Origin of the sequence: Actinacidiphila paucisporea (assembly GCF_900142575.1) — a bacterium.
GTDB lineage: Bacteria > Actinomycetota > Actinomycetes > Streptomycetales > Streptomycetaceae > Actinacidiphila > Actinacidiphila paucisporea.
This window is the reverse complement of the sequence record NZ_FRBI01000004.1, coordinates 1-23565: the sequence shown is the minus strand read 5'-3', so window position 1 is coordinate 23565 and position 23565 is coordinate 1. Positions and strand designations below refer to the sequence as shown.

Below are 23565 nucleotides of genomic sequence, written 5' to 3'. Positions count from 1 at the left end.
GTCGAAGCCGGTCATAATGGACGCATGATGACCGAGGACAGCAGATACGAGGCGGTGCGGAGCCGGGACGCGCGGTTCGACGGAGCCTTCTTCTTCGCCGTGTCCAGCACCGGGATCTACTGCCGGCCCAGCTGTCCCGCGATCACCCCCAAGCGGGCGAACGTGTCCTTCTTCCCCACCGCCGCCGCCGCGCAGGGCGCCGGCTTCCGCGCCTGCCGGCGGTGCCGGCCCGACGCGGTGCCCGGGTCCGCGGACTGGAACGCCAGGGCCGACGTGGTGGGCCGGGCGATCCGGCTCATCGGGGACGGCATCGTGGACCGCGAAGGTGTCGCCGGCCTGGCCACCCGGCTCGGTTACAGCGCCCGCCAGGTCCAGCGGCAGCTCAACGCCGAGTTGGGCGCCGGGCCCATCGCCCTCGCCCGCGCCCAGCGCGGCCACACCGCGCGGGTGCTGCTGCAGACCACCTCGATGCAGGCCGCCGAGATCGCCTTCGCCGCCGGCTTCGCCAGCGTGCGGCAGTTCAACGAGACCATCAGGGAGATCTACGCCGCCACCCCCACCGAGCTGCGGGCCGCCCGCCCCGGCCGCGGCTCCCGCTTCGGCCCGGTCGCCGACCCCGCCCCCGCCGGCCCCTGCGGCGACTACGGCACGGCGACCGGCGTGCCGCTGCGGCTCGCCTACCGCGGCGCCTACGACTCCGCGCAGGTCTTCGACCACCTCGCCGCGCGTGCCGTCGCCGGCGTCGAGGAGGTCACCGGCGAACCGGGCACGCGTACGTACCGCCGTACGCTGCGGCTGCCCCACGGCTTCGGCGTCGCCGAGGTCGAGGAACGCCCCGGCCGCGGCGGCTGGCTCGAATGCCGGCTGCACCTGGGCGACCTGCGCGACCTCACCACCGCGACGCAGCGGGTTCGGCGCCTCTTCGACCTCGACGCCGACCCCTACGCGGTCGCCGAGCGGCTCGGCGCCGACCCCGAACTGGCCGCGTCCGTCGCCCGGCGGCCGGGGCTGCGGGCGCCCGGCACCGCCGACCCGGAGGAGTACGCGCTGCGCGCGGTCATCGGTGACGCCGCGGTGTCCGCCGCCGTCACGGCGGCGCACGGTACGCCGCTCGCCGCGCCCAGCGGTGGCCTGACCCACCTCTTCCCGCGCCCTGCCGACCTCGCCGAGGCCGATCTCACGTCGGTAAGCACCGACGTTCGGGACACCGTGCGGGCGGTCTCCGCCGCCCTCGCCGGCGGCGCGCTGCGCCTCGACCCGGGCGCGGACCGCGACGAGGCCGAGCGGATGCTCCTGGCGCTTCCCGGGGTGACCCCGCGCATGGCCTCCGCGATCCGCATGCGCGCCCTGGGCGACCCCGACGTCCTCCTCCTCCCGGGCTCGGCCCCGTCCCCCCACTGGCGCCCGTGGCGCACCTACGCCACCCACCACGTCTGGTCCACCACCACCCCCTGCGGGGTGCGACAGCCCTGCGGCCTGGCAGGAGCGCCCCTCAGCGGCTGCCCCTGACGGTCGGTTGCTCGCCTGCGGCGCCCTCGTGGTCGCCCGCTCCGCTCTCCCCCGGAGCTTCGCCTGGGGGTGCCCCCACGCGCCCCGAGGTGACTGCCCCTGACGGTGCGTTGCTCGCCTGCGGCGCCATCGCGGCTTGTCGCGCGGTTCCCCGCGCCCCCAGAAGGCTGCGCCTTGCATGCGAAAGGGCGCGATCTCGCGCAGGAGGTGGCCCAACAGGGGCGCGGGGAACTGCGCGCCCCGCCGAAAAGGCGGGCAAGAAGGCGACGCACCGCAAGGGGCAGCGCCCCCAGGGCACCTGGGGACTGGGTGTCAGGGGTGGCGTAGGGACTCGCGGCGGCGGCGTTCCTCGTCGAAGAGGCGCAGGAACTTCTGCGTGCTCTCGTCCGGCTCCTCCGCCGAGGAGTCCTCCTCGTCGCGCAGGACGCCCTGCGCACGCAGCTGGCGGTCCTGGACCATGACCGGGGGGACGGGGTCGGGGTCGGAGGGCCGGGGGCCCTCGGGGCCGTCGGGGCCGAGGCGGACCAGGCGTTCGACGCGGACTATGCGGAAGTGGCGTCCGGCGACGTCGAGTTCGTCGCAGCGCTCGGCGTCGAGGCGATCGGCCGCGTCGTTGTAGACGGCGCGCTGCTCGGCGGTGAGGTCGCGCTGCCAGGGCACCATGACGCGCAGTTGCATGGCCAGGCCGTCGCGCGCGGACTGCGGCGTCGTGGCGGTGGCGCTGGAGCCGGGGCGCCACTGGCCGCCCTCGCGTTCCGCGGTCATGAAGGCGGCGGGCAGCAGCACCCCGCCGGGGTAGACGAACGCGGCGGTGCGCGAGTCGTCGCGCACCGCGCTGGGCACCGTCCCGTGCTTGCGCAGCGCGGCGAGGAGTTCGGCTTTGAGTATGCCGTCGGAGACGCCCGTGGCGTCGTAGGGGTCGATGACCAGGCCGGCGGCCGGGTCGTGCCCGTAGTGGGACTCGCCGGGCTCGCTGGGGTCGGGGTCGGTGACCCGGGGGGGTTCGGGGCCGTCGGGGCCCATGCGGATGAAGCGTTCGGCCCGGACGAGGCGGTAGCGGCAGCCGCAGACCGTCAGGTCGTTGAGCGCCTCCCAGTCGAGCAGTTCGCCGGCGGCCTCGTATTCGGCGGCCTGCCGCGGGTCGCCGCTGTCGCCGATCTCCATGGCGACGCGGCGGAAGTACGAGCCGAGGCCGTCCCTGGCGTCCTGCGGGGTGAGGCCGCTGAAGTAGGGCTGGAGCACCCAGCCGCCGGCCGGTCTCTCGCGGGCGATTCCGAAGACCGGGCCGCCGGCGAAGAACATGGAGGGGTACGCCTTGCGCGCCTTCCACGCCTCCACGTCGGCGAGCGCCGCGACCGGGGACTCCGGGGCGGTGACCCGGATGGTCTGGTAGGCGGTGGCGTCGTCGGCGGAGAACTCCATGGCACCAGCATGCCCATCCGTCGCGGCGGTCGGCGGTGGTTCTGTGAAAGGCGCAATCGAGGAGACGCCGGTGTCGTATCCTCCGCACGCCCGTACCCCTGCCGTCAGCCGGCCAGGACCCGGACAGCGGGACCTACGGCCGGCCGGCGAGGATCTGGCCGATCCCCTCGGGGGAGAGCAGGTGCTGGACGGCGAGGCGTCTGGCGCCCTCGATGCCGGCCCGGCGGCCGAGCAGGGTGGTCTCGATGGCGACGGTGCGGGTGGCCAGCGGCAGGGCGCGGCGGTAGACGGCGGCGCGGATGTCGGCGAGCAGGTCGTCGTGGAGGCTGGCGATGCTGCCGCCGAGCACGATGGTGTCGGGGTTGTAGAAGCTGACCAGTGAGGCGATGACGTCGCCGAGCCGCTGGGCGGCCAGCCGGACCTGGCGGCGGGCCAGCGGGTCGCCGGCCGCGACCAGCCGGACGACGTCGGCGGCGTGCTCGGCGGGCAGGCCCGCCTCGCGGAGGGTCGCGGCGATGGCGGCGCCCGAGGCGACGGCCTCGACGCAGCCGGTGTTGCCGCAGTGGCAGGGCACCTCGTCGTGGCCGGGCAGCCGGATGTGGCCGATGTCGCCGGCCGCGCCGGTCGCGCCGCGGTGCACAACGCCGCCGGAGACGATGCCGCAGCCGATGCCGGTGCCGACCTTGACGTACAGCAGGTGCGTGGCAGCCGGGCGGTGGCCGTACTCGCCCAGCGCCATCATGTTGACGTCGTTGTCGACCAGGACGGGAGCCCGGTAGCGGTCGGCGAAGAAGGACGGGACGCGGTAGCCGTCCCAGCCGCGCATGATAGGCGGCCGGATGACCGTGCCGGTGCTGGCCTCGACCGGTCCCGGCAGGCCGATGCTGATGGCCCGTACGTGCTCGGCGGGGTGCCCGGCGTCGGCGAGCAGCCGGCCGAGCTGCTTGTGGAGGCCGGTGAGGACGGCCTCGGGGCCGTCGTTGATGTCGAGGTCCTCGGTGGCCTCGGCCAGGACGGTACCGCCGAGGTCGGCGACGGCGACGGTGCTGTGGGTGGCGCCGAGATCGACCGCGCCGACCACGGCGGTGGCGGAGGCCAGTCGCAGGGTGAGCGGGGGGCGGCCGCGCTCGGTGGCGACGGTGCCGGTCTCGACCAGCAGGCCCTTGGCGATCAGCAGGTCGACCCGCTGGGCGACGGCGGCGCGGGACAGGCCGGTGGCGGTGGCGAGTTGGGCGCGCCGGGTGACGCCGCCGGCCACCAGGCCGGCGAGTTCGCTGAGCGCGGTCAACTGCCGGTCGCTTGCTGCGGTCACCTCGGGGGCTGCCTTTCGTCGGGCTGTCGTCCGGCGTATTTATGACAGAAGTTAGCGTAAATCTTGCCATTGTCAACCGAAACCCCGATGGCTAGCGTTTCAGGCAAGCGGAATGGGAGGCCATTTGTGGGCGGTATGTCAACGACCGCGTCGCGTTCGTCACTGCGTACGGCGATCGCCGGCGTAGGGATGATCGGACGCGTGCATCTGGACGCCGTGCGCCGCACCGGTGCGCCGGTGGTCGGCGTCAGCGCCTCGACCCCGGCGCGGGCCAAGGAGGCCGCGGCCGCCCTCGGCGTGGAGCGGGCCTTCGACTCCTCGCAGGAGCTGGTCACCAGCGACGACGTGGACGTGGTGCACATCTGCACGCCCAACGACGCGCACGCGGAGCTGGCCGAACTCGCCCTGCGGGCCGGCAAGCACGTGGTCTGCGAGAAGCCGCTGACGACGTCGGCGGCGACCGCGGACGCGCTGGCCGCGCTGGCGGCGGAGTCCGGCCGGGTGGCCGCGGTGCCGTTCGTCTACCGCTACCACCCGATGGCGGCCGAGGCGCGGGAGCGGGTGCGGGACGGCCGGGCCGGCGACGTACGCCTGCTGCACGGGCACTACCTGCAGGACTGGCTGTCGCTGCCCGGTGACACCAACTGGCGGGTCGACGCGGTCGCCGGCGGCCCGTCCCGGGCCTTCGCCGACATCGGCTCGCACTGGTGCGACCTGGTCGAGTGGGTGACGGGGCACCGGATCAGCGAGCTGACCGCGGTGACCCGGACGCTGGCCAGGGACGGCGGGGTGCCGGCCACCGAGGACGCGGTGCAGCTGCTCTTCCGCACGGACCGCGACGCCACCGGCACCCTGACGGTCTCGCAGATCTCCCCCGGCCGGAAGAACCGGCTGTGGTTCGAGGTGGACGGCAGCGCGACGTCGCTGGCCTTCGACCAGGAGAACCCGGAGACCCTCTTCGTCGGCAGCCGCGGGGAGAATGCCGCGGTGCAGCGCGACCCCGCCGTGCTGTCCCCCGCGGCCGCCCGCCTCTCCGTGGTGCCAGGCGGGCACCCGATGGGCTATCTCGACTGCTTCGCCGCCTTCGTCCGCGACGTGCACGCCGCCGTCCGCGAGAACGGCACCGGTGGGGCCTTCCCCACCTTCGACGACGCCGCCCGCATGGTGCGCCTCACCGAGGCCGTCCTGGCATCGGCGGCGGACCGGTCCTGGAAAGAGGTCTCCTGACTATGAAGCTGGGCTTTCTGACCGCCTGCCTTCCGCAGCTGCCGCTCGACGAGATCGCCGCGTGGGCGGCCTCGCACGACTACCAGGCGCTGGAGGTGGCCACCTGGCCGTCCACCGGGTCACGGGACTTCGAGGCCAGCCACATCGACGTCACCGACTTCGGCAAGCGGCAGGCCGACGAGGTGCGCGCCCTGTTCGAGCGGCACGGGCTGACCCTGTCGGCGCTGGCCTACTACGAGAACAACCTGCACCCCGACACGACCCGCAGGTCCGAGATCGCCGCCCACGTACGGGCGAACGTCGACGCGGCCGCGCTGCTCGGCGTGGACTACGTCGGCACCTTCATCGGCCGCCATCCCGGCCTGTCGGTGAAGGAGAACATCGCGCTGGCCGAGCGCGAACTGCCGCCGCTGGTGGAGTACGCCGGCGAGCGCGGGGTGCGCATCATCATCGAGAACTGCGTGATGGAGGGCTGGCACCCCGACGGCTACCCGGGCAACCTGGCCTACTCCCCCGAGCTGTGGGAGTGGATGTTCGGCCTCGGGCTGTACCTCAACTACGACCCCTCGCACCTGCTGTGGCTGGGCATCGACCCGGTCGCCGCCCTGCGCCCGTACGTCGACCGCATCCCGCACGCGCAGGCCAAGGACGCCCAGCTCGACCCGCGGGCCAGGGACCGCTACGGCTTCTTCGGCCGTACGGTCGAGCGCGCCGACGGCTGGGACAGCGGCTGGTGGCGCTACCGGGTGCCGGGGCTCGGCGACGTGGACTGGCGCCGGATCGTGGACACCCTCTACGAGGGCGGCTTCACCGGGGTGCTGTCCGTCGAGCACGAGGACCCCGTGTGGAGCGGGGACACCGCCAGGACCACCCAGGGGCTGGAGATCGCCCACCGCACTCTGCGCCCGCTCATCGTGGGCTGACACGCCACGACCGCACCCGCGGCTCCGCCGGGCCGCACCCGCACCGCCCGTACCGCACCTGCCGCAATTCCAGGAGGCATCGTTTCGATGGCAACGCCCCTGAGCATCCAGCTCTACACCCTCCGGGACCAGATCGCCGCCGACCGCGACGGCACGCTGACCCGGCTCGCCGAGATCGGCTACCGCTCGGTGGAGCCCTACGACCCGACCGCGGACCCGGCCGGCTTCCGGAAGACCGCGGACGAGCTGGGGCTGAGCGTCACCAGCACCCACGCGTACGCGCTGTTCAGCAAGGACGCCGGGGAGGTGTTCGACGCGGTCGGCACCATCGGGACCGACCTGGCGATCATCCCCGGCGGGATCGAGCACGAGGAGTTCACCACCCGCGACGGGCTGCGGCGGGTCGCCGACCGGCTCAACGGCTTCGCGGCCAAGGCAGCCGAGCACGGGATGCGGATCGGCTACCACAACCACTGGTGGGAGATCGAGCCGCGCTTCGAGGGCCGTACCGCGCTGGAGGAACTGGCCGGCCTGCTGGCGCCCGAGGTCTTCCTGGAGGTCGACACCTACTGGGCGGCCGTGGGCGGCGCCGACGTTCCCGAACTGCTGCGCTCGCTGGGCGACCGGGTGCTCGCGCTGCACGTCAAGGACGGCCCCGGCGTCAAGGGCGAGCCGCACACCGCGGTCGGGCAGGGCACCATCGACGTGCCGTCGATCCTCGCGGCGGCGCCCGAGGCGGTGCGGATCGTCGAGCTGGACACCTGCGCGGGCGACGTCTTCGAGGCCGTCGCCGGCAGCCACGCCTACCTGACGGCACTCGAGGGGCGGTCATGAGCGACGGCCCTGTCGGGATAGCCCTGGTCGGCGCGGGGGTGATCAGCAAGCAGTATCTGACGGCGCTGTCGACCTTCCCCGACGTGCGGGTGCTCGCGGTGGCGGACCTGGACGTCGAGCGGGCCAGGGCCGCGGCGGACGCCTACGGGGTGCCGGCGGCCGGCGACGTCGCCTCGGTGCTGGCGATCCCCGAGGTCGAGATCGTCGTCAACCTCACCATCCCGGCGGCCCACGCCGAGGTCGCGAGCGCGGCGCTGCAGGCGGGCAAGCACGTCTACGGCGAGAAGCCGCTGGCGCTCGCGCCGGCCGACGGGGCGAAGATCCTGGCCGAGGCGCAGGCCGCGGGACTGCGGGTGGGCAGCGCGCCGGACACCTTCCTGGGCGCCGGGCTCCAGTCCGCCGCGCGGGCGGTGGCCGCCGGCGTGATCGGCGAGCCGGTCGCGGTGACCGCGGTGACCCAGGGCCCGGGACCGGAGAGCTGGCACCCGAGCCCGGAGTTCCTCTTCCAGTACGGCGCCGGGCCGCTGTTCGACATCGGCCCCTACTACCTGACGGCGCTGGTCGCGCTGTTCGGCCCGGTCAGCCGGGTGTCGGCGACGTCCAGGCAGGGGCGCGCCGAGCGGGTGGTCGGCTCGGGACCGAAGGCGGGCACGTCCTTCGCGGTGGAGGTGCCCACCCATGTGCAGGCGCTGCTGGACTTCGCGAGCGGCCCGAGCGCGTCGGCGACCTTCAGCTTCGACTCGTCGGTGCCGCGCCGGATGATCGAGGTCGTCGGCACCGAGGGCACCCTGTCGCTGCCCGACCCGAACACCTTCGCGGGGCCGCTCCAGGTCCAGGCGTTCGGCGAGGAGGCCTGGCGCGACCTGCCGGTGACCGGCTCCACCGCGGGCCGCGGCATGGGCGTCCTGGACATGGCCCGCGCGATCCGCGGCGGGACCGCGCACCGCGCCTCGGGCGAACTGGCGCAGCACGTGCTGGAGCTGATGGCCACGATCACCGAGTCCGCCGCGCAGCACACCGTCCTCCCGCTGGAAACCGGCGCCCCCGTGGTGCCCGTCCTGCCGGAGGCCTGGGACCCGGTGGCGGCGACGCTGACCTGACGCGGCGCCGCCGCCACCGAGGACCGCTCACGCGGCCCGATACGCCCGGCCGGCCCACCCGTGGGGGGATGGGTCGGCCGGGTCTTTTCTGCCCGCGGGCAGCACGGCGAGGGCCGGCCCGGGAGGATGTGCTCCCGGGCCGGCCCCTGCGTCGTGCAGCTGTGCTTACGGGTAGCTGGTCAGGTCCGTCACCTGGTGGCCGCTGTTGACGGCGGCACCGGTGGTGTTGATGACATGGCTGATGGTGCCGGTGCCGCCCAGCGAGACGGTCACCATGTCGTGGAACCGCACGCCGGAGGTGTTCGGCACCTGGAAGGCGTTGGCGGAGACCACCGACGGGTTGGCGCTGAAGTAGCAGTAGCTGCCCAGGCCCCAGGCCTCGTGGCTGGTGACCGAGTCGGCGACCTTGTAGGCGGGGTAGCCCTGCGACGAACCGTTCATCCAGGAGCCCTGGTCCGGCGGGTCGTAGGGCATCTCGTTCTGGAAGAAGTACGTCCTGCCGCCCTGCCCGTTCCACAGCACCTGCGTCTTCTGGAAGTGCTCCACGAACAGGCCGTACGCCGTCACGTTGGCACCGTTGACGACCAGTCCGGTGTCCGCGGTGTTGGTGCCCCAGCCGACCGTGCCGCCGTTGCCGTGGTCGGCCCGCCAGATCCAGGTGTGGTCGATGATCGCGTTGCCGCTGTTGATCACCAGGGACTGGGTGGCCTTGCCGACGGTGGCGCCGCCGATCCGGAAGAAGACGTCGGACAGGCTGGTCGGGTCGGCCGCGTGGTTCGCGGACGAGCCGGCCGGGCCGATCTGCATCAGCTGCTGGGAGTTGGCGGTGCCCGCGTCGATCAGCAGGCCGGCCAGCTTGATGCCGTCCACGTCGGACGTGCTGATCGCGGTGATCCCGTTGTCGGGCACCAGGGTGGCCAGGCCCATGCCCAGCACCACGGTGTCGGGCCGGGTGATGTTCAGCGTCTGGTTGAGGTGGTAGACGCCGGGGGTGACCAGCAGGTTCTTGCCCGCCGCGAGGGCCGCGTTGATGTCGGACGCGGTCGCGCCGGGCTTGACGATGTAGAACTGGTCGATCGGCAGCGACTGGCCCTGCGGGGTCTTGCCGCTCCAGGTGGTGCCGGCGGCGTTGGACTGCAGGGCGGGCACGAAGACCTGGTATTTGCCCGCGCTGTCGATGTACAGGAACGGCTTCTCGCGGATGGTGGGCGAGGAGGCGACCGTGGTGTACGTCGGGAAGGACTGGGCGGGGGCGCCCTGGTCGCCGACGAAGACCATGTTCCAGTTGGAGCCCGACCAGCTGCCCATGGTCGAGTCCCGGGTGAGGAACTGCTGCTGGGAGCCGGAGCGGATCTGGCCGTCGACCTTGGTGTCGGCGATGAAGCCGCCGCTGGACCAGCCGCCGTCGTCCAGCGCCAGGTTGCCGCGTACGTGCATCCGCCGGTAGGGCGCGGCCTGCGAGACCGCCCAGCGGTCGCTGCCGCCGGTGGGGTTGACCGACATGTTCTCGGCGTCCCGCCAGAAGTTCTGGGTGGCGTTGCCCTGGAACCAGTCGGCCTCGGCGTGCACGGCGCCGTTGATGGTGACGTCGTCGGGGCTCAGGCCCAGGCCCGAGACCTGGGTGTAGAAGCCGACGTTGACGTCGGCGCTGTAGGTGCCGGGCTTGAACAGCACGGCGTAGCGCTGGCTGCCGAACTGGTTGGTCTGCTGCTGGTTGAAGATGGTGTTCAACCGGGACTGGATCGAGGACGCCGACATCGACGGGTCGAAGGTGACCACGTTGGGCCCGAGGTCGGGGTCGCCGCCGGAGGGCGGGGTGGTGGTCCCGCCACCGGAGCCGCTGACGTTGAAGGACTGCGCCGCGCTGCCGTTGCAGGTGTACTGCTGGAGCTGGACGCTGTCGGCGGTGGAGGCGCCCGGTACGTCGAGGCACTTGCCGCTGTTGCGGTTGACGAAGTGGAAGGCGCCGCTGGACTCGGCGACCGGCAGCCACTGCTGGTTGGCGCCGCCGCCGTACAGCCACAGCTGGGTGAGGGCGCTGTCCGCGGTGGACACGCCCGTGACGTCCCAGACCTGGCTGGGGGCCGAGGCGGCGCCGATCCGGTAGTAGCCGCTGTCGGTGGCGGTGAACTGCCACTGCTGCGCGGTGCTGCCGTTGCAGGTGTACTGCTGGACGGCGGTGCCGTTGGCGGTGGCGGCGGATCGGGCGTCCACGCACTTGCCGCTGCCGACGCCGGTCACGGTGGCCGGGACGGTCGGGATGGTCGCGGCCCCGGCGTCCGGGGCGGAGACCAGTGCGATGCCGGCGCCGACCGGTATCAGGAACGCCGCCGCGAGGGCGGCTGTTCGTCTGCGGTGGCGGGGTGTGCGGGCCGGCGTGCCGGGCCCGGCGGGTACCTGGGTCACACGTGTCTCCTCGTCGCGTTGTGGGGTCGCGATGCGGTGTGGACGCTAGGGGCCGCCTGTCGGGGAGTCAATACACATCAAAAAATAAGTCGTGAATTATGCGGTGACAGCAAAGGCCGGGTCTCACGACCCGGCCCAGCGTGCTGCGTTGAGGCGCTGGTCAGGCGTCCACGACGTTGGTCACGAGCAGTCCGATGATGAGGAAGCCGACCACGATCCGGTAGATCACGAAGGAGTTGAAGGAGTGCCGCGCGACGAAGCGCAGCAGCCAGGCGATGGACCCGTAGGCCACCACGAAGGACACCAGGGTGCCGACGCCGAGCGCGGTGGCGCTCACCCCGCCGCCGGTGGCGTCCTTCAGCTCGTACAGCCCGGCGCCGGTGAGCGCGGGCAGGCCGAGGAAGAACGACAGCCGGGTGGCCGCCAACCGGTCCAGGTCGCGGATCAGCCCGGTCGAGATGGTCGCGCCGGAGCGCGAGAAGCCGGGGAAGAGCAGTGCCAGGATCTGCGAACTGCCGACGTACATCGCGTCCTTCAGCGTCACGTCCTGCTCGCCGCGCTTGAACCTGGCCATCTGCTCAGCGGCCCACATCACTATGCTGCCGCCGATCAGCGAGAAGGCGACCACCCACAGCGACCCCAGCGGGCCGTCGATCAGCGGTTTGGCCGCCAGGCCGACGATCACGATCGGGATCGTGGAGTAGATCACCCACCAGGTGAACTTGTAGTCGTGGTTGTCGCGCTCCCCCCGGTTCGCCAGCCCGCGCAGCCACGCGCCGACGAACCGCATGATGTCCTTGAAGAAGTAGACGAAGACCGCGGCGATCGCGCCGACCTGGATGACCGCGGTGAAGCCGACGACGGCGTCGTCGTCCACCTTGATGTTCATCAGGCCCTCGGCCAGCTTCAGGTGCCCGGTGGAGGAGACCGGCAGGAATTCGGTGACCCCTTCCACGACTCCGAGGATGACGGCCTGGCCGACGCCGATGGCACTCATGGGTGGTCCTGTCCCCTGGTCCGCCGGTACTGGCCCGGCCCGCTCCGACTACAATCCGACTACATTCGCGTAGACGTCGGTGCGACTTTAGAGGATCGGCGGCCGGACCCCGAACCCGGGGCGGCCCGGCCGCCGGACCGCTGTCCCTGCTCTAGCAGGCGCCGAGGTCCTGCCAGACGCCCCACTCACCGGTGGTGCCGGGGGTCTCGCCCGTCGTCCACCACTTGGCCTTCCAGGTGTGGCCGCCGTACGAGACGGTGTTGCCGCCGACGTAGACCGCCGTGCTGCTCCACGGTGTCGCGGTGCAGCCGGTGGTGCCGCCGGTGATCTTCAGCGTGTAGGTCGCCGAGTGGCTGGTGCCGGCCGCCGTGCCGGTGACCGTCAGGGCGTAGCTGCCGGAGACCGCGGAGGCGGTCGTGGACACCGACAGGGTGGCGTTGCCGCCCGCGGTGACCGAGCCGGGGCTGAGCGAGGCGGTGACCCCGGCCGGGGCGCCGCTGACCGAGAGCGCCACGGACTGGGCGGAGCCGCTGGTGACCGCGGTGTGCACGCTGGAGGTGGCCGAGCCGCCCGCGGTGACCGTCGCGGACGCCGGGGACAGCGACACCGAGAAGTCGTTGGCCGGCGGCGGCGGGGTGCTGCCGCCGTTGAACGGCTCGAAGGTGTGGCTGAACTGCCAGGTGCTCTGGGTGGTGCCCGAGCAGGTGTCGGAGCCGCCCTGGCCGGGGCAGCCGCCGTTGTCGCGCTGCAGCGCCCAGAAGGACAGGGTGTTGATGCCCTTGCTCACGGCCCAGTTGTAGACCGAGGTGGCGTTGGCGGTGGTGAAGGTCTCCGCGGCGCCGAAGTCGTCGATGCCGGGCATCTCGGTGACGCCGACCGTGTTCCACAGCTGCGCGTCGGTCTTCGAGGGGTAGAGAGCGGCGAGCTGGTCGTGCAGGCCCTGGGCGGCGGTCTGCGTGTCGGTGGCCATGTTGTGCGTGGCGTTGTCGTAGTAGTCGAACGTCATGATGTTGACGACGTCGAGCCTGACGCCGTTGCTCACCGCGTTCTGCAGGACGGCCAGGCCGCTGCCGGAGCCGACCGAGCCGCCGGCCAGGCCGTGGGTGGTGGTCGGCAGGGTGTAGGAGAACTGCAGCGGGCGGCCGTTGGCCGCCGCCCAGTCCTGGACCGCCTTGACGGCCTTGTTGCGGCGGTCGATGCCGGCCGAGTTGGTCAGCGAGTTGTCCTCGATGTCCAGGTCGATGCGGCTGATGTCGTAGGTGGTGATGACCTTCTCATACGCGGCGGCGATCGAGCTGACGTTGGTGCAGCTGTCCGCGATCTCGGTGCCGCCGTTGTCGGCCGCGTAGCCGCCGAAGGACGGGATGACGTCGCCGCCGCCGGCCTGGATGGTGTCGATGTCGGCGCCGAAGTTCGCCTGCGCGATCGGCAGCGAGGTGTCGCCGTTCCAGTACGGGGTGCAGGAGCCGGCCGCCTGCGTCTGGATGAAGGCCATCGTCAGGTACTTGTTGCCCGAGGCCGAGGCGAGGCCGGAGAGGCTGTCGCCGTTGTAGGCCTCGAAGTACGGCGCGGCTATGTGGCTGGGCAGTGCGGTGGCCGCGTGGGCGGCGCCGGCGCCGGTCAGGGCGAGCCCTGCCGAGGCGGCGGCGGTGACGACTCCGGTGAGCAGTGCGCGCAAACGGGGTCTGCGAACGGGTCCGGTCATGGACCGCGCTCCTTCCAGGTGGGGGGATCAGCAGACGGCGGTCTGCTGGTCTGGACCAATATTGCTGGTCTGGACCACCCAACTGTCAAGAGTCCTAACAGATAATGGAGTTGGACCACCCGGGGACGGAATCCGGCCTTTCCGGCATCCGGCGGCACAGCGGCCACCGCCGCACCGGGGACGGTGCGGCGGTGACCAGTGCCGATGGCTCCGTGCCGGTCAGCGGCCCCAGCCGGTCAGCGCGAGCGCGGGAACGAACCGCGAGGCGTCCAGCGTGCCGACGCCGGTCGCCATGTCGTAGCCCTTCACCGCGGTGTAGCCGGTGACGCCGTCGTAGGAGTTGTTCGTGCCGTCCTTGACGTCCACGACGCCGCTGAATTTGGCGCTGCCCTTCGCGAGCGCGTACAGCGCCTGGTGGATGTCCCCCACCCGGTGCCGGCCGAGCTGGTCGGCCAGCGCGATGACGCCGGAGAACAGCGGGCTGGCCTCGCTGGTGCCGCCGTAGACGTCCCAGCCGGTCGCCGTCGGGTCGTAGCTGGAGTACACCCAGGCGCCGCCGTCGACCGCCGCCGCCATCGAGATGTCCGGGGTGCCGCGCCGGGCGCCGACGACGTTCTTGACGCCGTTCTGGTACGAGGGCCGGCTGAAGACGTGCGACTGGCCGCCGCCGCCGGCTCCGTAGTCGTTGTAGACGCTGTCCGGCGCGACGCGGTTGCCCGCGTCGTCCAGGTGCAGCTGGGTACCCCCTATCGAGATGACCAGCGGGTCCGCCGAGGGCCAGGAGTTCACCGGGTACGGGTAGTCCGTGGCGCCGTCGGCCATCGCGTCGGTCGGGCCGCCGTCGCCGGAGGAGGCGAGCACGGTCACGCCGTGCCTGGCCGCGTCCTGGAAGGCGTACCGCAGCTTCTGGATGCTGGAGAAGTCGCCCTTCTCGAAGCCCGGGAAGGTGTTCTCCGTCGCCCCGAAGCTCTGGGTGATCACGTCACCCACCCCGTGGTCGACCAGGTACTTCTCGGCGTCCATCATCTCCGGCAGCCCGGTGACGCCCTCGGTCTCGGCGATCCCGGTCTCCACCAGCACGATGTGCGCGTCGGGCGCGACCGCGTGCGCCATCTCGACGTCGAGGGTGCTCTCGCCGGCCCATCCGGTGTGGTCCGGGTTCGTCGGGTCGAACGGCGGCACGTCGCCCCACTTGACGACCTGCACCCGGGAACTCTTGATGCCCCACTGGGCGCTGTAGACGTCCAGGTCGTGCTGGATCGTCGGCGAGCCGAACGAGTCCACGATGACGATGGTGCGGCCCTTGCCCGTGACACCCGCGCGGTAGAGCGGGTTCAGGTTGTACGCCTGCCGGTACTGCAGCGGGCTGTAGCAGTTGATGCCCCAGGCCGCCTGGCACTGGGCGATGCTCAGCGGGCTGCTCACCCCGTGGATCAGCCGGTGGCCGGCGACCGCGGGCACCGGCTTGACGGCCGGCACGTGACCGGCCGGCGCGGCCGCCGCCGTACCGCCGATCGGAGCAGCTATCAAGGCGGCGGCAGTGAGGGCGGTGGCCCCGGCCGCTGCGACCGCGGCGGTGGACCGCGGACTGACTCTGCGCATGGACTCTCCTTGTATGGAGGACAACCGCACGAGACGGATGACGTGATCACACCCACAGAACATGCCCAGGACAAGGGCCTTCGCCGTTTTTCGGATGGTCGTTTTACCCGGATGGCCCTCCCTTTGCGCTTCCATGACCATGACATGACTGGCCGTCGGTTTACTTACCGTCAGTCCGCGGCGGACCGGGAGCACCGGTCAGGACACGACGTCCTTGGTGCGGAAGCCGCGGAAGGCCAGCGCGGTGAGCACGATGGCGTACGACACCGACACCGACGCACCCTGCAGCATGCCGGTCCACTCCATCGAAGGCTGCAGGGCGTCGGCCCAGGAGAACTGCCAGTGCGCGGGCAGCACGTCGCGCCAGGAGCCCAGGGCGGTCACCGCGTCCAGCACGTTGCCGACGATGGTCAGCCCGACCGCGCCGCCGACCGCGCCCAGCGGCGCGTCGGTCTTCGTCGACAGCCAGAAGGCCAGCGCCGCGGTGACCAGTTGGTTGACGAAGATGTACGCCACCGCGACGGCCATCCGCGACAGCGCGTCACCGGAGGCCAGCGCCCCGCCGGTGGGCAGCTCCAGGTCGCCCCAGCCGTACGCCACCGTCCCCGCGACCAGCGCGACCGCGGGCAGCAGCACCAGCGCCACCGCGCTGAAGCCCAGGGCCACCGCGAGCTTCACGCTCAGCAACCGCGTCCTGGGCACCGGCGCCGCCAGCAGGTAGCGCAGGCTCGACCAGCCCGCCTCCGAGGCGACCGTGTCACCGCAGAACAGCGCGACCGGCACCACCAGCACGAAGCCCGCCGAGACGAACAGGCAGGTCGCGGCGAAGTTGGCGCCCGAGGCGGTGGCGGTGTCGATCAGGGTGGGACCGTTGCGCCCGTCCTTGGGGGTGCCGCCGATCGCGAAGGCGACGATCAGGATGAAGGGCAGCGCCGCCAGCAGCGCGGCCACGATCATCGTGCGGCGCCTGCGCAGCTGCCTGCGGGCCTCGACCCGCAGCCGCAGCGTACGGCCAGGGCGGTAGCCGGCCGCGGCGGCGCGCGGGGGTGCCGGGGCGGGCACCGGGGCGGGGGGTGCGGCGCTCATGCCGAGCCTCCGATCAGGGTCAGGAAGGCGTCCTCCAGGCGGCGGTGCGGCCCGACCCGGGCCACCGGCACGCCCAGCCGGACGAGCTCGGCCACGAACTGCGCCGGGGTCAGCCCGTCGAGGACCGCGAGCAGCCCGTCCTCCTCGCGGACCGCGGTGGCCACCCCGGGCAGCTCGGCGATCCCGTCGACCACGCTCTGCGGCACCTCGCCGTCCACGCCGACCAGCACGGTGTCGGCGGAGCCGACGATGTCGGCGACCGGGCCCGCGGTGACCAGCCGCCCGCGGTCCATCACCACCAGGTGCGTACAGCTCTGCTCGACCTCGGCCAGCAGGTGGCTGGAGACGATCACGGTGCGCCCGGCGGCCGCGTAGCGGATCAGCACCTCGCGCATCTCGCGGATCTGCGGCGGGTCCAGGCCGTTGGTCGGCTCGTCGAGGATCAGCAGGTCGGGCAGGCCCAGCATGGCCTGCGCGATGGCCAGGCGCTGCCGCATGCCCTGCGAGTAGGTGCGCACGGCCCGCTCCAGCGCCTCGCCGAGCCCGGCGATCTGCAGCGCCTCGGCCAGCATGGCGTCCTGCGGCGGGCGCCCGGTGGCCTGCCAGTACAGCTCCAGGTTGGCCCGGCCGGTCAGGTGCGGCAGGAAACCGGCGCCCTCCACGAAGGCGCCGAGCCGGGACAGCACCGGCGCTCCCGGTCGCACCGCCTCGCCGAACACCCGGATCTCGCCGTCGTCGGGGCGGATCAGCCCCATCAGCATCCGCAGCGTGGTGGTCTTGCCGGCGCCGTTCGGCCCGAGCAGGCCGAGCACCTGGCCGGGCTCGACGCGGAAGGACAGGTCGCGGACGGCGTAGCGGTCGGCCGACTTGGCGTACCGCTTGCTCAGCCCGGTGATCTGCAGCGGCACCGCGGCCAGCGCGGGGTCGGCGGGCCGCGGGCGCACCCGGCGGCGGCCGGTGAGCAGCAGGGCCGCCGCGACCAGCAGCGCCAGCGGCGGCAGCCCCCAGGCCCACCACGGCAGCGCGGCCGCGTCGTCGCTGAGGTCGCTGTCGATCGGCACGGTCAGCTCCGGGGAGACCAGCGACACGGTCACGCTCGCGGGCGCGGCCGGTGAGGCGTAGCCCAGGTCGGTGGTCGCCAGCACCAGGCGCATCCGGTGGCCGGCGGCGAAGTCGTGGTCGACCGCGGGCAGTTGCAGCGTCACGGTGCTGCCGGCCCGCGAGCCGGGCACCCGGACGGGGGCGGCGAGCGCGGCGGGCAGCACCTCCTTGCCGCCGGGCGCGACGTCGTAGAGCTTGCCGAAGAGCACCGCGTCGGGCGCGTCGGTGGCGACCCGTACGGTCACGGTCGGCGCCCCGGTCAGATGGGTGCTGCCGGGGAGCGGCGCCGACTCGAACCGGGCGTACTGCCCGGGGATGTCGAGCGACAGGCTCGCGCCGAGCGAGGACAGCTCGCCGACCGCGCCGGAGCCGGGCACCGCGGAGATCGCGGGCGGTGCGCCGCCCGCCGGGTTGGTGATCCGCTGCGCGCGGCCGGTCAGCGCGATCCGGGCGGCGTTCGTACCGTCCAGGCCGGGGTAGCTGTCGCCGTCGGCGCCGCGCAGCACCACGCTGCCGTCGGTGGAGTTCAGGCCGCCGGTGCGGGTGACGCGGAAGGCGGGGCCCGTCCCGGTGCCGGTGTCGCCCTTGAGGTAGCGGTCGAACCACGCGGTGACCCGGGCGTCGACCCGGGCGTCCTCGGTGTCGCCGCCGTCGTGGCCGCCGGCGATCCAGTCCACGGCGACGGGCGCGCCGTTCGCCCTGATCGCCATGGCCATCGCGTCGGACTGGGCCAGCGTGAACAGCGAGTCGCTCTGGCCCTGCACGATCAGTGCCGGGACCTTGATACGGGACGCGACCGCGGCGGGGCTGAGTGCTTCGAGCCGCGCGCGGGCCGCGGCGTCCGGCCGGCCGGCGGTGGCGACGCGCTGGTAGAGCGCGCAGAGAGCCGGGGTGAAGCGGCCGCACAGGGGGTCGGCGGGTGTGGCGCCCGCCGCCGGGGGCGTCTTCGGCGCGGAGCCCGGGAGCGCGGCGGAGCCGGAGGAGAAGAAGATGCCGGACCACAGCTTCTTGTAGACGTCGTTCGGGAAGAGCGCGTCGGCGAGATTCCAGTACGTCTCGCGTGGCGCGATCGCGTCGACCCGGCGGTCGTAGCCGGCGGCCAGCAGCGAGACCGCGCCGCCGTACGACACGCCCGTGACGCCGACCCGCGGGTCGCCGGGCGCGTCCAGTTCGACGTCGGGGCGGGCGGCCAGCCAGTCGATGAGCCGGCTGACGTCGGCGACCTCGCCGTCGGGCGCGTTGAGCCCGATGAGGCCGGTCGAGGACCCGAAGCCGCGGGCCGACCAGGTCAGTACGGCGTAGCCGTGCCTGGCCAGCGACTCCGCCTGGCCGCGCACGTCGGCCTTGCTGCCGCCGAAGCCGTGGCCGAGCAGGACCGCGGGTCTGCGGGCGCTGCCGCCGGTGGTGAAGTACGAGGTGTCCAGGCGTACGCCGCCGGCACCGGTGAGCATCGCGTCACTGCGGTGCACGGCCGTGCCCCCGCCGGTCGCCGCGGCGGTGCCGGCGGCCGCGCCGCCCGCCGCCAGAACCGCGAGCGCCCCCGCCCCGGCCAACCACCGCCTGCGCCGAGGCCATCGAAGATCCATCCTTCGATCCTAGGCGGGGGTGGGCGGCTCACCCGGACGGGGGCGGTGGTTTCTCCGGCTTTTCACAGACGGCCACGCCCCGGGCCGCGGTGCCGCGGCGGTCGCGAATGCGGCGGACGGGGCGGGACGGAGGAATCCGGCAAGGCCCGGAAATTACGCGGGGAGTTGATCTCCCCTGGGGCGCCGGGGACCGATGGGCCGGGGGTTCACGGCCGGGTTCGATCAGGGATTCCCGCGGCCGGCGGAAGCCGGTGATCGGCGTGATCGAATTCGCCCGGAGAATGCGCCACCACGGCGTGGTGGCGCATTCTCCGGGCGTTCTTCCCTGCGGGTGCGGCTCGGCCCTGTCAGGCCGGTCAGCGGTGCGCCGAGGTGCCGCGCTTGCGGGTCCAGAACACCAGCCCGCCGCCCACGACGACGACGGCCGCGGCGATGCCCGCGATCATCGGCGTGGCGTTGGAGCTGCCGGTCTCGGCGAGGTCGCCGCTGCCGGTGGCCGCCGTGGTGTCCGCGACGACCGGGGCGTTCGTGGTGTGGGTCGGCGCCGGGGTGGTGGTCTGCGGAGCCGTGGTCGGCGGGGTGGTGGCCGGCTTCGTCGGCGGAGTGGTGGTCGGCTTGTCGCACACCGGCGAGACCTTGGTCTGGTCGACGTCGTACTTCGCGTCGTCACCGGCCTTGACCACCAGGTGCAGGCTGATCGGGGCGTCGTGCGGGGGCAGCGCGTCCTGGTAGTGGAAGGCGCCGCCGAAGTTCGGGTTGTCGGCCAGCGCGCCCTCGCCGCCGACGATCGTGAGCGTCACCGAGTTGGTGGCGTGTGTGTTGTACGCCGTCAGGTCGACCGTCACCGAATCGCAGGTGACCGACCAGACGGGCGTATGGGCCGAGGCCGGCCCCGCCATTACCGCGGAGCCGATCATGGCGGCCATTCCGGTCGCCGCTATGGCCGCGTATCTCCTGCGGCCCTGAACCGTCAGTCTCATGAACCCTCCCATTGCAGGCGGGACTTCGCCCGTACGGCCCCGCCCGCCGAATTGCCGTGGGACCGGGACGATACACCCTGCACCTCCGCACGCTTTCACCGGGCGGCGCCCCGACGAATTCCGTAGCGGATTCGGTGGAGTTATCGCCGGGCGGGGATGTCGGCGCCCGGGGGTACGGTGCCAGGACGGCAGGCACCGGACCGGGAGGGAGCCCCATGAGCAGCGCGCTGACCGCGGCCCAGCGGCGGGCCGTCACCGGCTCGGACCCGGCGACCGGGCGGCTGACCGCCAGGGCCGACGTCTGCACCGCGCTCGTCGCGCGCGGGCTCGCGGTGCCGCACGGCCGCGCCGGGCACCACAGCTACTACCTGTCGCCGCAAGGACTGCAACTGCGGGCCGACCTGACGGCGGCCCGGCCCGACGTCCCGGCGCCCGGCCGCCCGGTGCCCGCCGCCGACACCTTCGCCGCCGACGACGGCACGGGGGCGGCGGCGATGGGCGGGGCGCGGCGGGCCGCCGAGGTGGCCACCGCGTGGGAGGGACTGCTGCGGATCCGGGCGCTGCTGATGGACGGCGCCACCGATGTGCCCGCCCCCTGGGAGCGGGACCGGGCGGTGCACGCGGTCGCGCTGGCCCTTGAGGCGGGCGGCTGCCCGCCGGGCCGGGCGGACGGCGCCGGGTACGCGGTGACGGCCGGCGGGCAGGACGGCCTGCCCGAGGTCGCCTGGCGCGGGGCGCCCGACCAGGACGCCGCCGCGCGGGCGCTGGCCCGGTGCGCGGACCTGCTCGGCCGCCACGGATGGCAGTGCACCGAGCACCGCGCCCGCGGGGGTGCGCCCTTCCTGCTGGTGTCCCCGCGCAGGACCCGCTGACCCCGCCTCCCCCGTCCGTCACAGCCGGAGCGGTGCCACCGGGGCGTACGCCGGGTGAGCCCCGGTACGGGACGTCAGGAAATCACCGGCTCCCCCTCGTTCTCTGACGGCTGGATGTCGTGGATATTGCGAAGAACTATCGCTGTTTTGCGCAGACTCATGGACTTACTGCGGCGACGCTCGTAGTGTCTCCAGCGCCCCGGCCGGGCGCTTCCGCATCCCCCCACCCCCGAGCCGCAAGGACTGCCTGTGTCGTACCCCTCGCACAGCCATGAGCCGCCTCCCCCCACTTCCCCCGCCTCCCCCACGCCCCCGCGGCACGCACGGATCGGACGCCGCGGTCTGGCGGCGGTCCTGTCCTTCGCGGTGGCGGGCGCCGCCGCGCTGACCGCGGTCACGCTGGTGGGCGCCCCCACCGCGCACGCGGCGGGCGTGCCCGCCCCGTCACCCGTCGGCATCTCCGGCCGCGGCGCGAACGTGCCGTTCAAGGAGCTGGAGGCCGAGTACGCCGCCACCAACGGCACGCTGATCGGCCCCGACCGGCTGTACGGCCATCTGCCGTCGGAGGCCTCGGGCCGCCAGGCGGTCACCCTCAACGCGGCCGGGCAGTACGTGGAGTTCACGCTGACCGCGCCCGCGAACGCGATGTCGCTGCGCTACAGCCTGCCGGACTCCGCCGACGGGAAGGGCCGCAGCGCCACCCTCGATGTGCAGGCCAACGGGCAGTCGGTCAGGACCCTGCCGGTGACCTCCAGGTACAGCTGGTACTACGGGGGTTATCCGTTCAACAACAACCCGGGCGACAGCAACCCGCACCACTTCTACGACGAGGCCCGGACGCAGTTCGCCACCACCTACCCGGCCGGCACCAGGATCCGGGTCCAGGTGACCTCGACGGCCCAGTCGCCGACCTTCACCATCGACCTGGCCGACTTCGAGCAGGTGGGCGCGCCGATCACGCAGCCCGCGGGCTCGATCAACGCGGTGACCGACTACGGCGTCGACCCGACCGGTGCCACCGACTCCACCGCCAAGATGCAGGCGGCCGTCAACGCCGGCCAGGCGCAGGGCAAGGTCGTCTACGTCCCGCAGGGCACCTACACGCTCTACGACCACGTGGTCGTGGACGGCGTGACCGTCCAGGGCGCCGGTCCCTGGTACACCGTCTTCGGCGGCCGGGACCCGGTGAACCGCAACCGCGCGGCCGGCTTCTACGGCAAGTACGTGGCGGGCGGCGGCTACGGCGGCGAGATCCGCCCGCAGGAGGCCGGCGGTCCCAGCAAGAACGTCACGCTCAAGGACTTCGCCATCATCGGCGACATCCAGGAGCGGGTGGACGACGACCAGGTCAACGGCATCGGCGGCGCGATGTCCAACTCGACCGTCGACGACCTGTGGATCCAGCACGTCAAGGTCGGCGCCTGGATGGACGGTCCGATGGACCACTTCACCATCAAGAACAGCCGCATCCTGGACACGACCGCGGACGGTGTGAACTTCCACTCGGGAGTGACCAACTCGACCGTCACCAACACCTTCGTCCGCAACGTGGGCGACGACGGTCTCGCCTCGTGGCCGGAGAAGGCCGCGAACGTGAGTGACAGCTTCGACCACGACACGGTCGTCCTGCCGATCCTGGCGAACAACATCGTCACCTACGGCGGCAAGGACTTCAACCTGTCCGACAACGTCATGGCCGACACCATCTCCAACGGCGGCGGCCTGCACATCGCCAACCGCTACCCGGGCGTCAACGGCGGCGGTCCCAACGGGGTCTCCGGCACCATCACCGCGGCACGCAACACCCTGATCAGGACCGGGAACAGCGACTACAACTGGCAGTTCGGCGTCGGCGCCATCTGGTTCGACGGACTCCAGGGCCAGGTCAACGCGAACATCCAGATCAGCGACACCGACATCCTCGACAGCTCCTACGAGGCGATCCAGTCGATCGAGGGCGGCGGCGTCACCGGCGTCACGATGAAGAACGTCAACATCGACGGGGCCGGCACCTACGCCATCCAGGCGCAGGCCGCGGCGCAGATGACCTTCATCAACGTCACCGCCAAGCACATCGGCCAGGCCGCGACGCCGATCCACAACTGCGTCGGCACCAGCCTGCAGATCACCGACGGCGGCGGCAACTCCGGCTGGAACACCGGCCAGACCTGCACCGGCCAGTGGCCCGCGCCGATCTGGACCAACAGCGGCGTGCCCACCGGCGGCAGCGGCGGCACCACCGGCGGCGGGACCACCCCGCCGACGACGCCGCCCACCACTCCCCCGACGACCCCGCCGACCACGCCGGCGAGCGGCAACCTGGCGCGCGGCCGCAGCGTGACCGACACCGGCCACGCCGACGTCTACACCGCCGCCAACGCCGTCGACGGCAACGCGAGCACCTACTGGGAGTCGACCAACAACGCCTTCCCGCAGTCCATCACCGTCGACCTCGGCTCCGCACAGACCGTCGGCCGCGTCGTGATCAAACTGCCCCCCGCCACCGCCTGGGCCACCCGCACCGAAACCCTCTCCGTACTCGGCTCCACCAACAACAGCACCTGGACCACCCTCAAACCCTCCGCCGGCTACACCCTCAACCCCGCCACCGGCAACACCGCCACCATCACCCTGACCCCCACCAGCACCCGCTACCTGCGCCTCACCGTCACCGGCAACACCGGCTGGCCCGCAGCCCAACTCTCCGAACTGGAGGCCTACACCTCCTAGGGCCTGTCGTTCGGATCTCCGTGGAGGAAGGAGCGGTGCTCGGTGCGTGCAGCTGCAAGGCGGAGGAAGGAGGCGACGCGGAGCCGTCGTCGACTGACGACAACGCGGCAGATGTGCGTGCCGGGCGCCGCGACGCCGCGGAGATCCACACGACAGGCCCCAGCACCCGGCCC

Annotated in this window: 16 protein-coding genes; 7 read left to right on the top strand and 9 right to left on the bottom strand. The window is 72.7% G+C overall.

Going from position 1 to position 23565, the window contains the following annotated elements; translation table 11 throughout:
• Positions 1–27 precede the first annotated feature (27 nt).
• Complete coding sequence (locus BUE44_RS08145) at positions 28–1509, top strand: DNA-3-methyladenine glycosylase 2 family protein (protein ID WP_073495531.1); 1482 nt, start codon at positions 28–30, stop codon at positions 1507–1509.
• 312 nt (positions 1510–1821) lie between these two features.
• Here the strand turns inward: BUE44_RS08145 and BUE44_RS37395 are convergent, their stop codons facing one another.
• Both BUE44_RS37395 and BUE44_RS08135 read right to left on the bottom strand, forming a co-directional pair.
• Complete coding sequence (locus BUE44_RS37395) at positions 1822–2931, bottom strand: DUF5954 family protein (RefSeq protein ID WP_073495528.1); 1110 nt, start codon at positions 2929–2931, stop codon at positions 1822–1824.
• Positions 2932–3064: 133 nt separating this feature from the next.
• Positions 3065–4243, bottom strand: coding sequence for an ROK family protein (locus BUE44_RS08135; protein WP_073495525.1), 1179 nt, complete (start codon positions 4241–4243; stop codon positions 3065–3067).
• 135 nt (positions 4244–4378) lie between these two features.
• On the opposite strand from BUE44_RS08135, the gene BUE44_RS08130 reads away from it, so the two are divergent.
• From BUE44_RS08130 to BUE44_RS08115, 4 genes are all read left to right on the top strand, one after another.
• Positions 4379–5470 carry a Gfo/Idh/MocA family protein gene (locus BUE44_RS08130; protein WP_073495522.1) on the top strand — a complete coding sequence of 364 codons (1092 nt, stop codon included), beginning with the start codon at positions 4379–4381 and terminating at the stop codon, positions 5468–5470.
• A 2-nt stretch (positions 5471–5472) separates the two neighbouring features.
• On the top strand, positions 5473–6393 hold the full coding sequence (locus tag BUE44_RS08125) for a sugar phosphate isomerase/epimerase family protein (protein WP_073495519.1): 921 nt from the start codon (positions 5473–5475) through the stop codon (positions 6391–6393).
• Positions 6394–6480: 87 nt separating this feature from the next.
• Complete coding sequence (locus tag BUE44_RS08120; protein ID WP_073495516.1) at positions 6481–7227, top strand: sugar phosphate isomerase/epimerase family protein; 747 nt, start codon at positions 6481–6483, stop codon at positions 7225–7227.
• The gene (locus tag BUE44_RS08115) at positions 7224–8327 is read left to right on the top strand and encodes a Gfo/Idh/MocA family protein (RefSeq protein ID WP_073495513.1); all 1104 of its coding nucleotides are present in this window, start codon (positions 7224–7226) and stop codon (positions 8325–8327) included. The genes BUE44_RS08120 and BUE44_RS08115 overlap by 4 nt, the downstream gene beginning before the upstream one ends.
• Before the next feature lie 165 nt (positions 8328–8492).
• Here BUE44_RS08115 and BUE44_RS08110 read toward each other — a convergent pair whose 3' ends face one another.
• From BUE44_RS08110 to BUE44_RS08080, 7 genes are all read right to left on the bottom strand, one after another.
• Positions 8493–10733 carry an RICIN domain-containing protein gene (locus BUE44_RS08110; RefSeq protein ID WP_107415652.1) on the bottom strand — a complete coding sequence of 747 codons (2241 nt, stop codon included), beginning with the start codon at positions 10731–10733 and terminating at the stop codon, positions 8493–8495.
• A gap of 160 nt (positions 10734–10893) precedes the next feature.
• A complete protein-coding gene (locus BUE44_RS08105) occupies positions 10894–11730 on the bottom strand; it encodes an undecaprenyl-diphosphate phosphatase (RefSeq protein ID WP_073495510.1) in 837 nt (278 codons plus the stop codon).
• 151 nt (positions 11731–11881) lie between these two features.
• On the bottom strand, positions 11882–13435 hold the full coding sequence (locus BUE44_RS08100; protein WP_073495507.1) for a chitinase: 1554 nt from the start codon (positions 13433–13435) through the stop codon (positions 11882–11884).
• 219 nt (positions 13436–13654) lie between these two features.
• Positions 13655–15037 carry a S53 family peptidase gene (locus tag BUE44_RS08095; protein WP_073495504.1) on the bottom strand — a complete coding sequence of 461 codons (1383 nt, stop codon included), beginning with the start codon at positions 15035–15037 and terminating at the stop codon, positions 13655–13657.
• 198 nt (positions 15038–15235) lie between these two features.
• Positions 15236–16123: an ABC transporter permease gene (locus BUE44_RS08090; RefSeq protein ID WP_073495500.1), complete on the bottom strand. Its 888-nt coding sequence runs from the start codon at positions 16121–16123 to the stop codon at positions 15236–15238.
• Positions 16120–18810, bottom strand: a complete 2691-nt coding sequence (locus BUE44_RS08085) for an alpha/beta fold hydrolase (RefSeq protein WP_073495497.1) — start codon at positions 18808–18810, stop codon at positions 16120–16122. The genes BUE44_RS08090 and BUE44_RS08085 overlap by 4 nt, the downstream gene beginning before the upstream one ends.
• A 356-nt stretch (positions 18811–19166) precedes the next feature.
• On the bottom strand, positions 19167–19790 hold the full coding sequence (locus tag BUE44_RS08080; RefSeq protein WP_200804369.1) for an LAETG motif-containing sortase-dependent surface protein: 624 nt from the start codon (positions 19788–19790) through the stop codon (positions 19167–19169).
• Positions 19791–20005: 215 nt separating this feature from the next.
• Here BUE44_RS08080 and BUE44_RS08075 point away from each other — a divergent pair, with 215 nt between their 5' ends.
• Both BUE44_RS08075 and BUE44_RS08070 read left to right on the top strand, forming a co-directional pair.
• On the top strand, positions 20006–20662 hold the full coding sequence (locus BUE44_RS08075) for a hypothetical protein (protein ID WP_073495491.1): 657 nt from the start codon (positions 20006–20008) through the stop codon (positions 20660–20662).
• 249 nt (positions 20663–20911) lie between these two features.
• Entirely contained in the window at positions 20912–23392 is a 2481-nt protein-coding gene (locus tag BUE44_RS08070; RefSeq protein ID WP_073495487.1) for a galactose-binding domain-containing protein, read from the top strand.
• Positions 23393–23565 lie beyond the last annotated feature (173 nt).

What these genes read in the sequence shown, in the direction of transcription:
- BUE44_RS08145 (WP_073495531.1), top strand. Translation starts at nt 28, where the DNA reads ATGACCGAGGACAGCAGATACGAGGCGGTGCGGAGCCGGGACGCGCGG.
- BUE44_RS37395 (WP_073495528.1), bottom strand. Translation starts at nt 2,931, where the DNA reads ATGGAGTTCTCCGCCGACGACGCCACCGCCTACCAGACCATCCGGGTC.
- BUE44_RS08130 (WP_073495522.1), top strand. Translation starts at nt 4,379, where the DNA reads ATGTCAACGACCGCGTCGCGTTCGTCACTGCGTACGGCGATCGCCGGC.
- BUE44_RS08125 (WP_073495519.1), top strand. Translation starts at nt 5,473, where the DNA reads ATGAAGCTGGGCTTTCTGACCGCCTGCCTTCCGCAGCTGCCGCTCGAC.
- BUE44_RS08120 (WP_073495516.1), top strand. Translation starts at nt 6,481, where the DNA reads ATGGCAACGCCCCTGAGCATCCAGCTCTACACCCTCCGGGACCAGATC.
- BUE44_RS08115 (WP_073495513.1), top strand. Translation starts at nt 7,224, where the DNA reads ATGAGCGACGGCCCTGTCGGGATAGCCCTGGTCGGCGCGGGGGTGATC.
- BUE44_RS08105 (WP_073495510.1), bottom strand. Translation starts at nt 11,730, where the DNA reads ATGAGTGCCATCGGCGTCGGCCAGGCCGTCATCCTCGGAGTCGTGGAA.
- BUE44_RS08100 (WP_073495507.1), bottom strand. Translation starts at nt 13,435, where the DNA reads ATGACCGGACCCGTTCGCAGACCCCGTTTGCGCGCACTGCTCACCGGA.
- BUE44_RS08095 (WP_073495504.1), bottom strand. Translation starts at nt 15,037, where the DNA reads ATGCGCAGAGTCAGTCCGCGGTCCACCGCCGCGGTCGCAGCGGCCGGG.
- BUE44_RS08090 (WP_073495500.1), bottom strand. Translation starts at nt 16,123, where the DNA reads ATGAGCGCCGCACCCCCCGCCCCGGTGCCCGCCCCGGCACCCCCGCGC.
- BUE44_RS08085 (WP_073495497.1), bottom strand. Translation starts at nt 18,810, where the DNA reads ATGGATCTTCGATGGCCTCGGCGCAGGCGGTGGTTGGCCGGGGCGGGG.
- BUE44_RS08080 (WP_200804369.1), bottom strand. Translation starts at nt 19,790, where the DNA reads ATGAGACTGACGGTTCAGGGCCGCAGGAGATACGCGGCCATAGCGGCG.
- BUE44_RS08075 (WP_073495491.1), top strand. Translation starts at nt 20,006, where the DNA reads ATGAGCAGCGCGCTGACCGCGGCCCAGCGGCGGGCCGTCACCGGCTCG.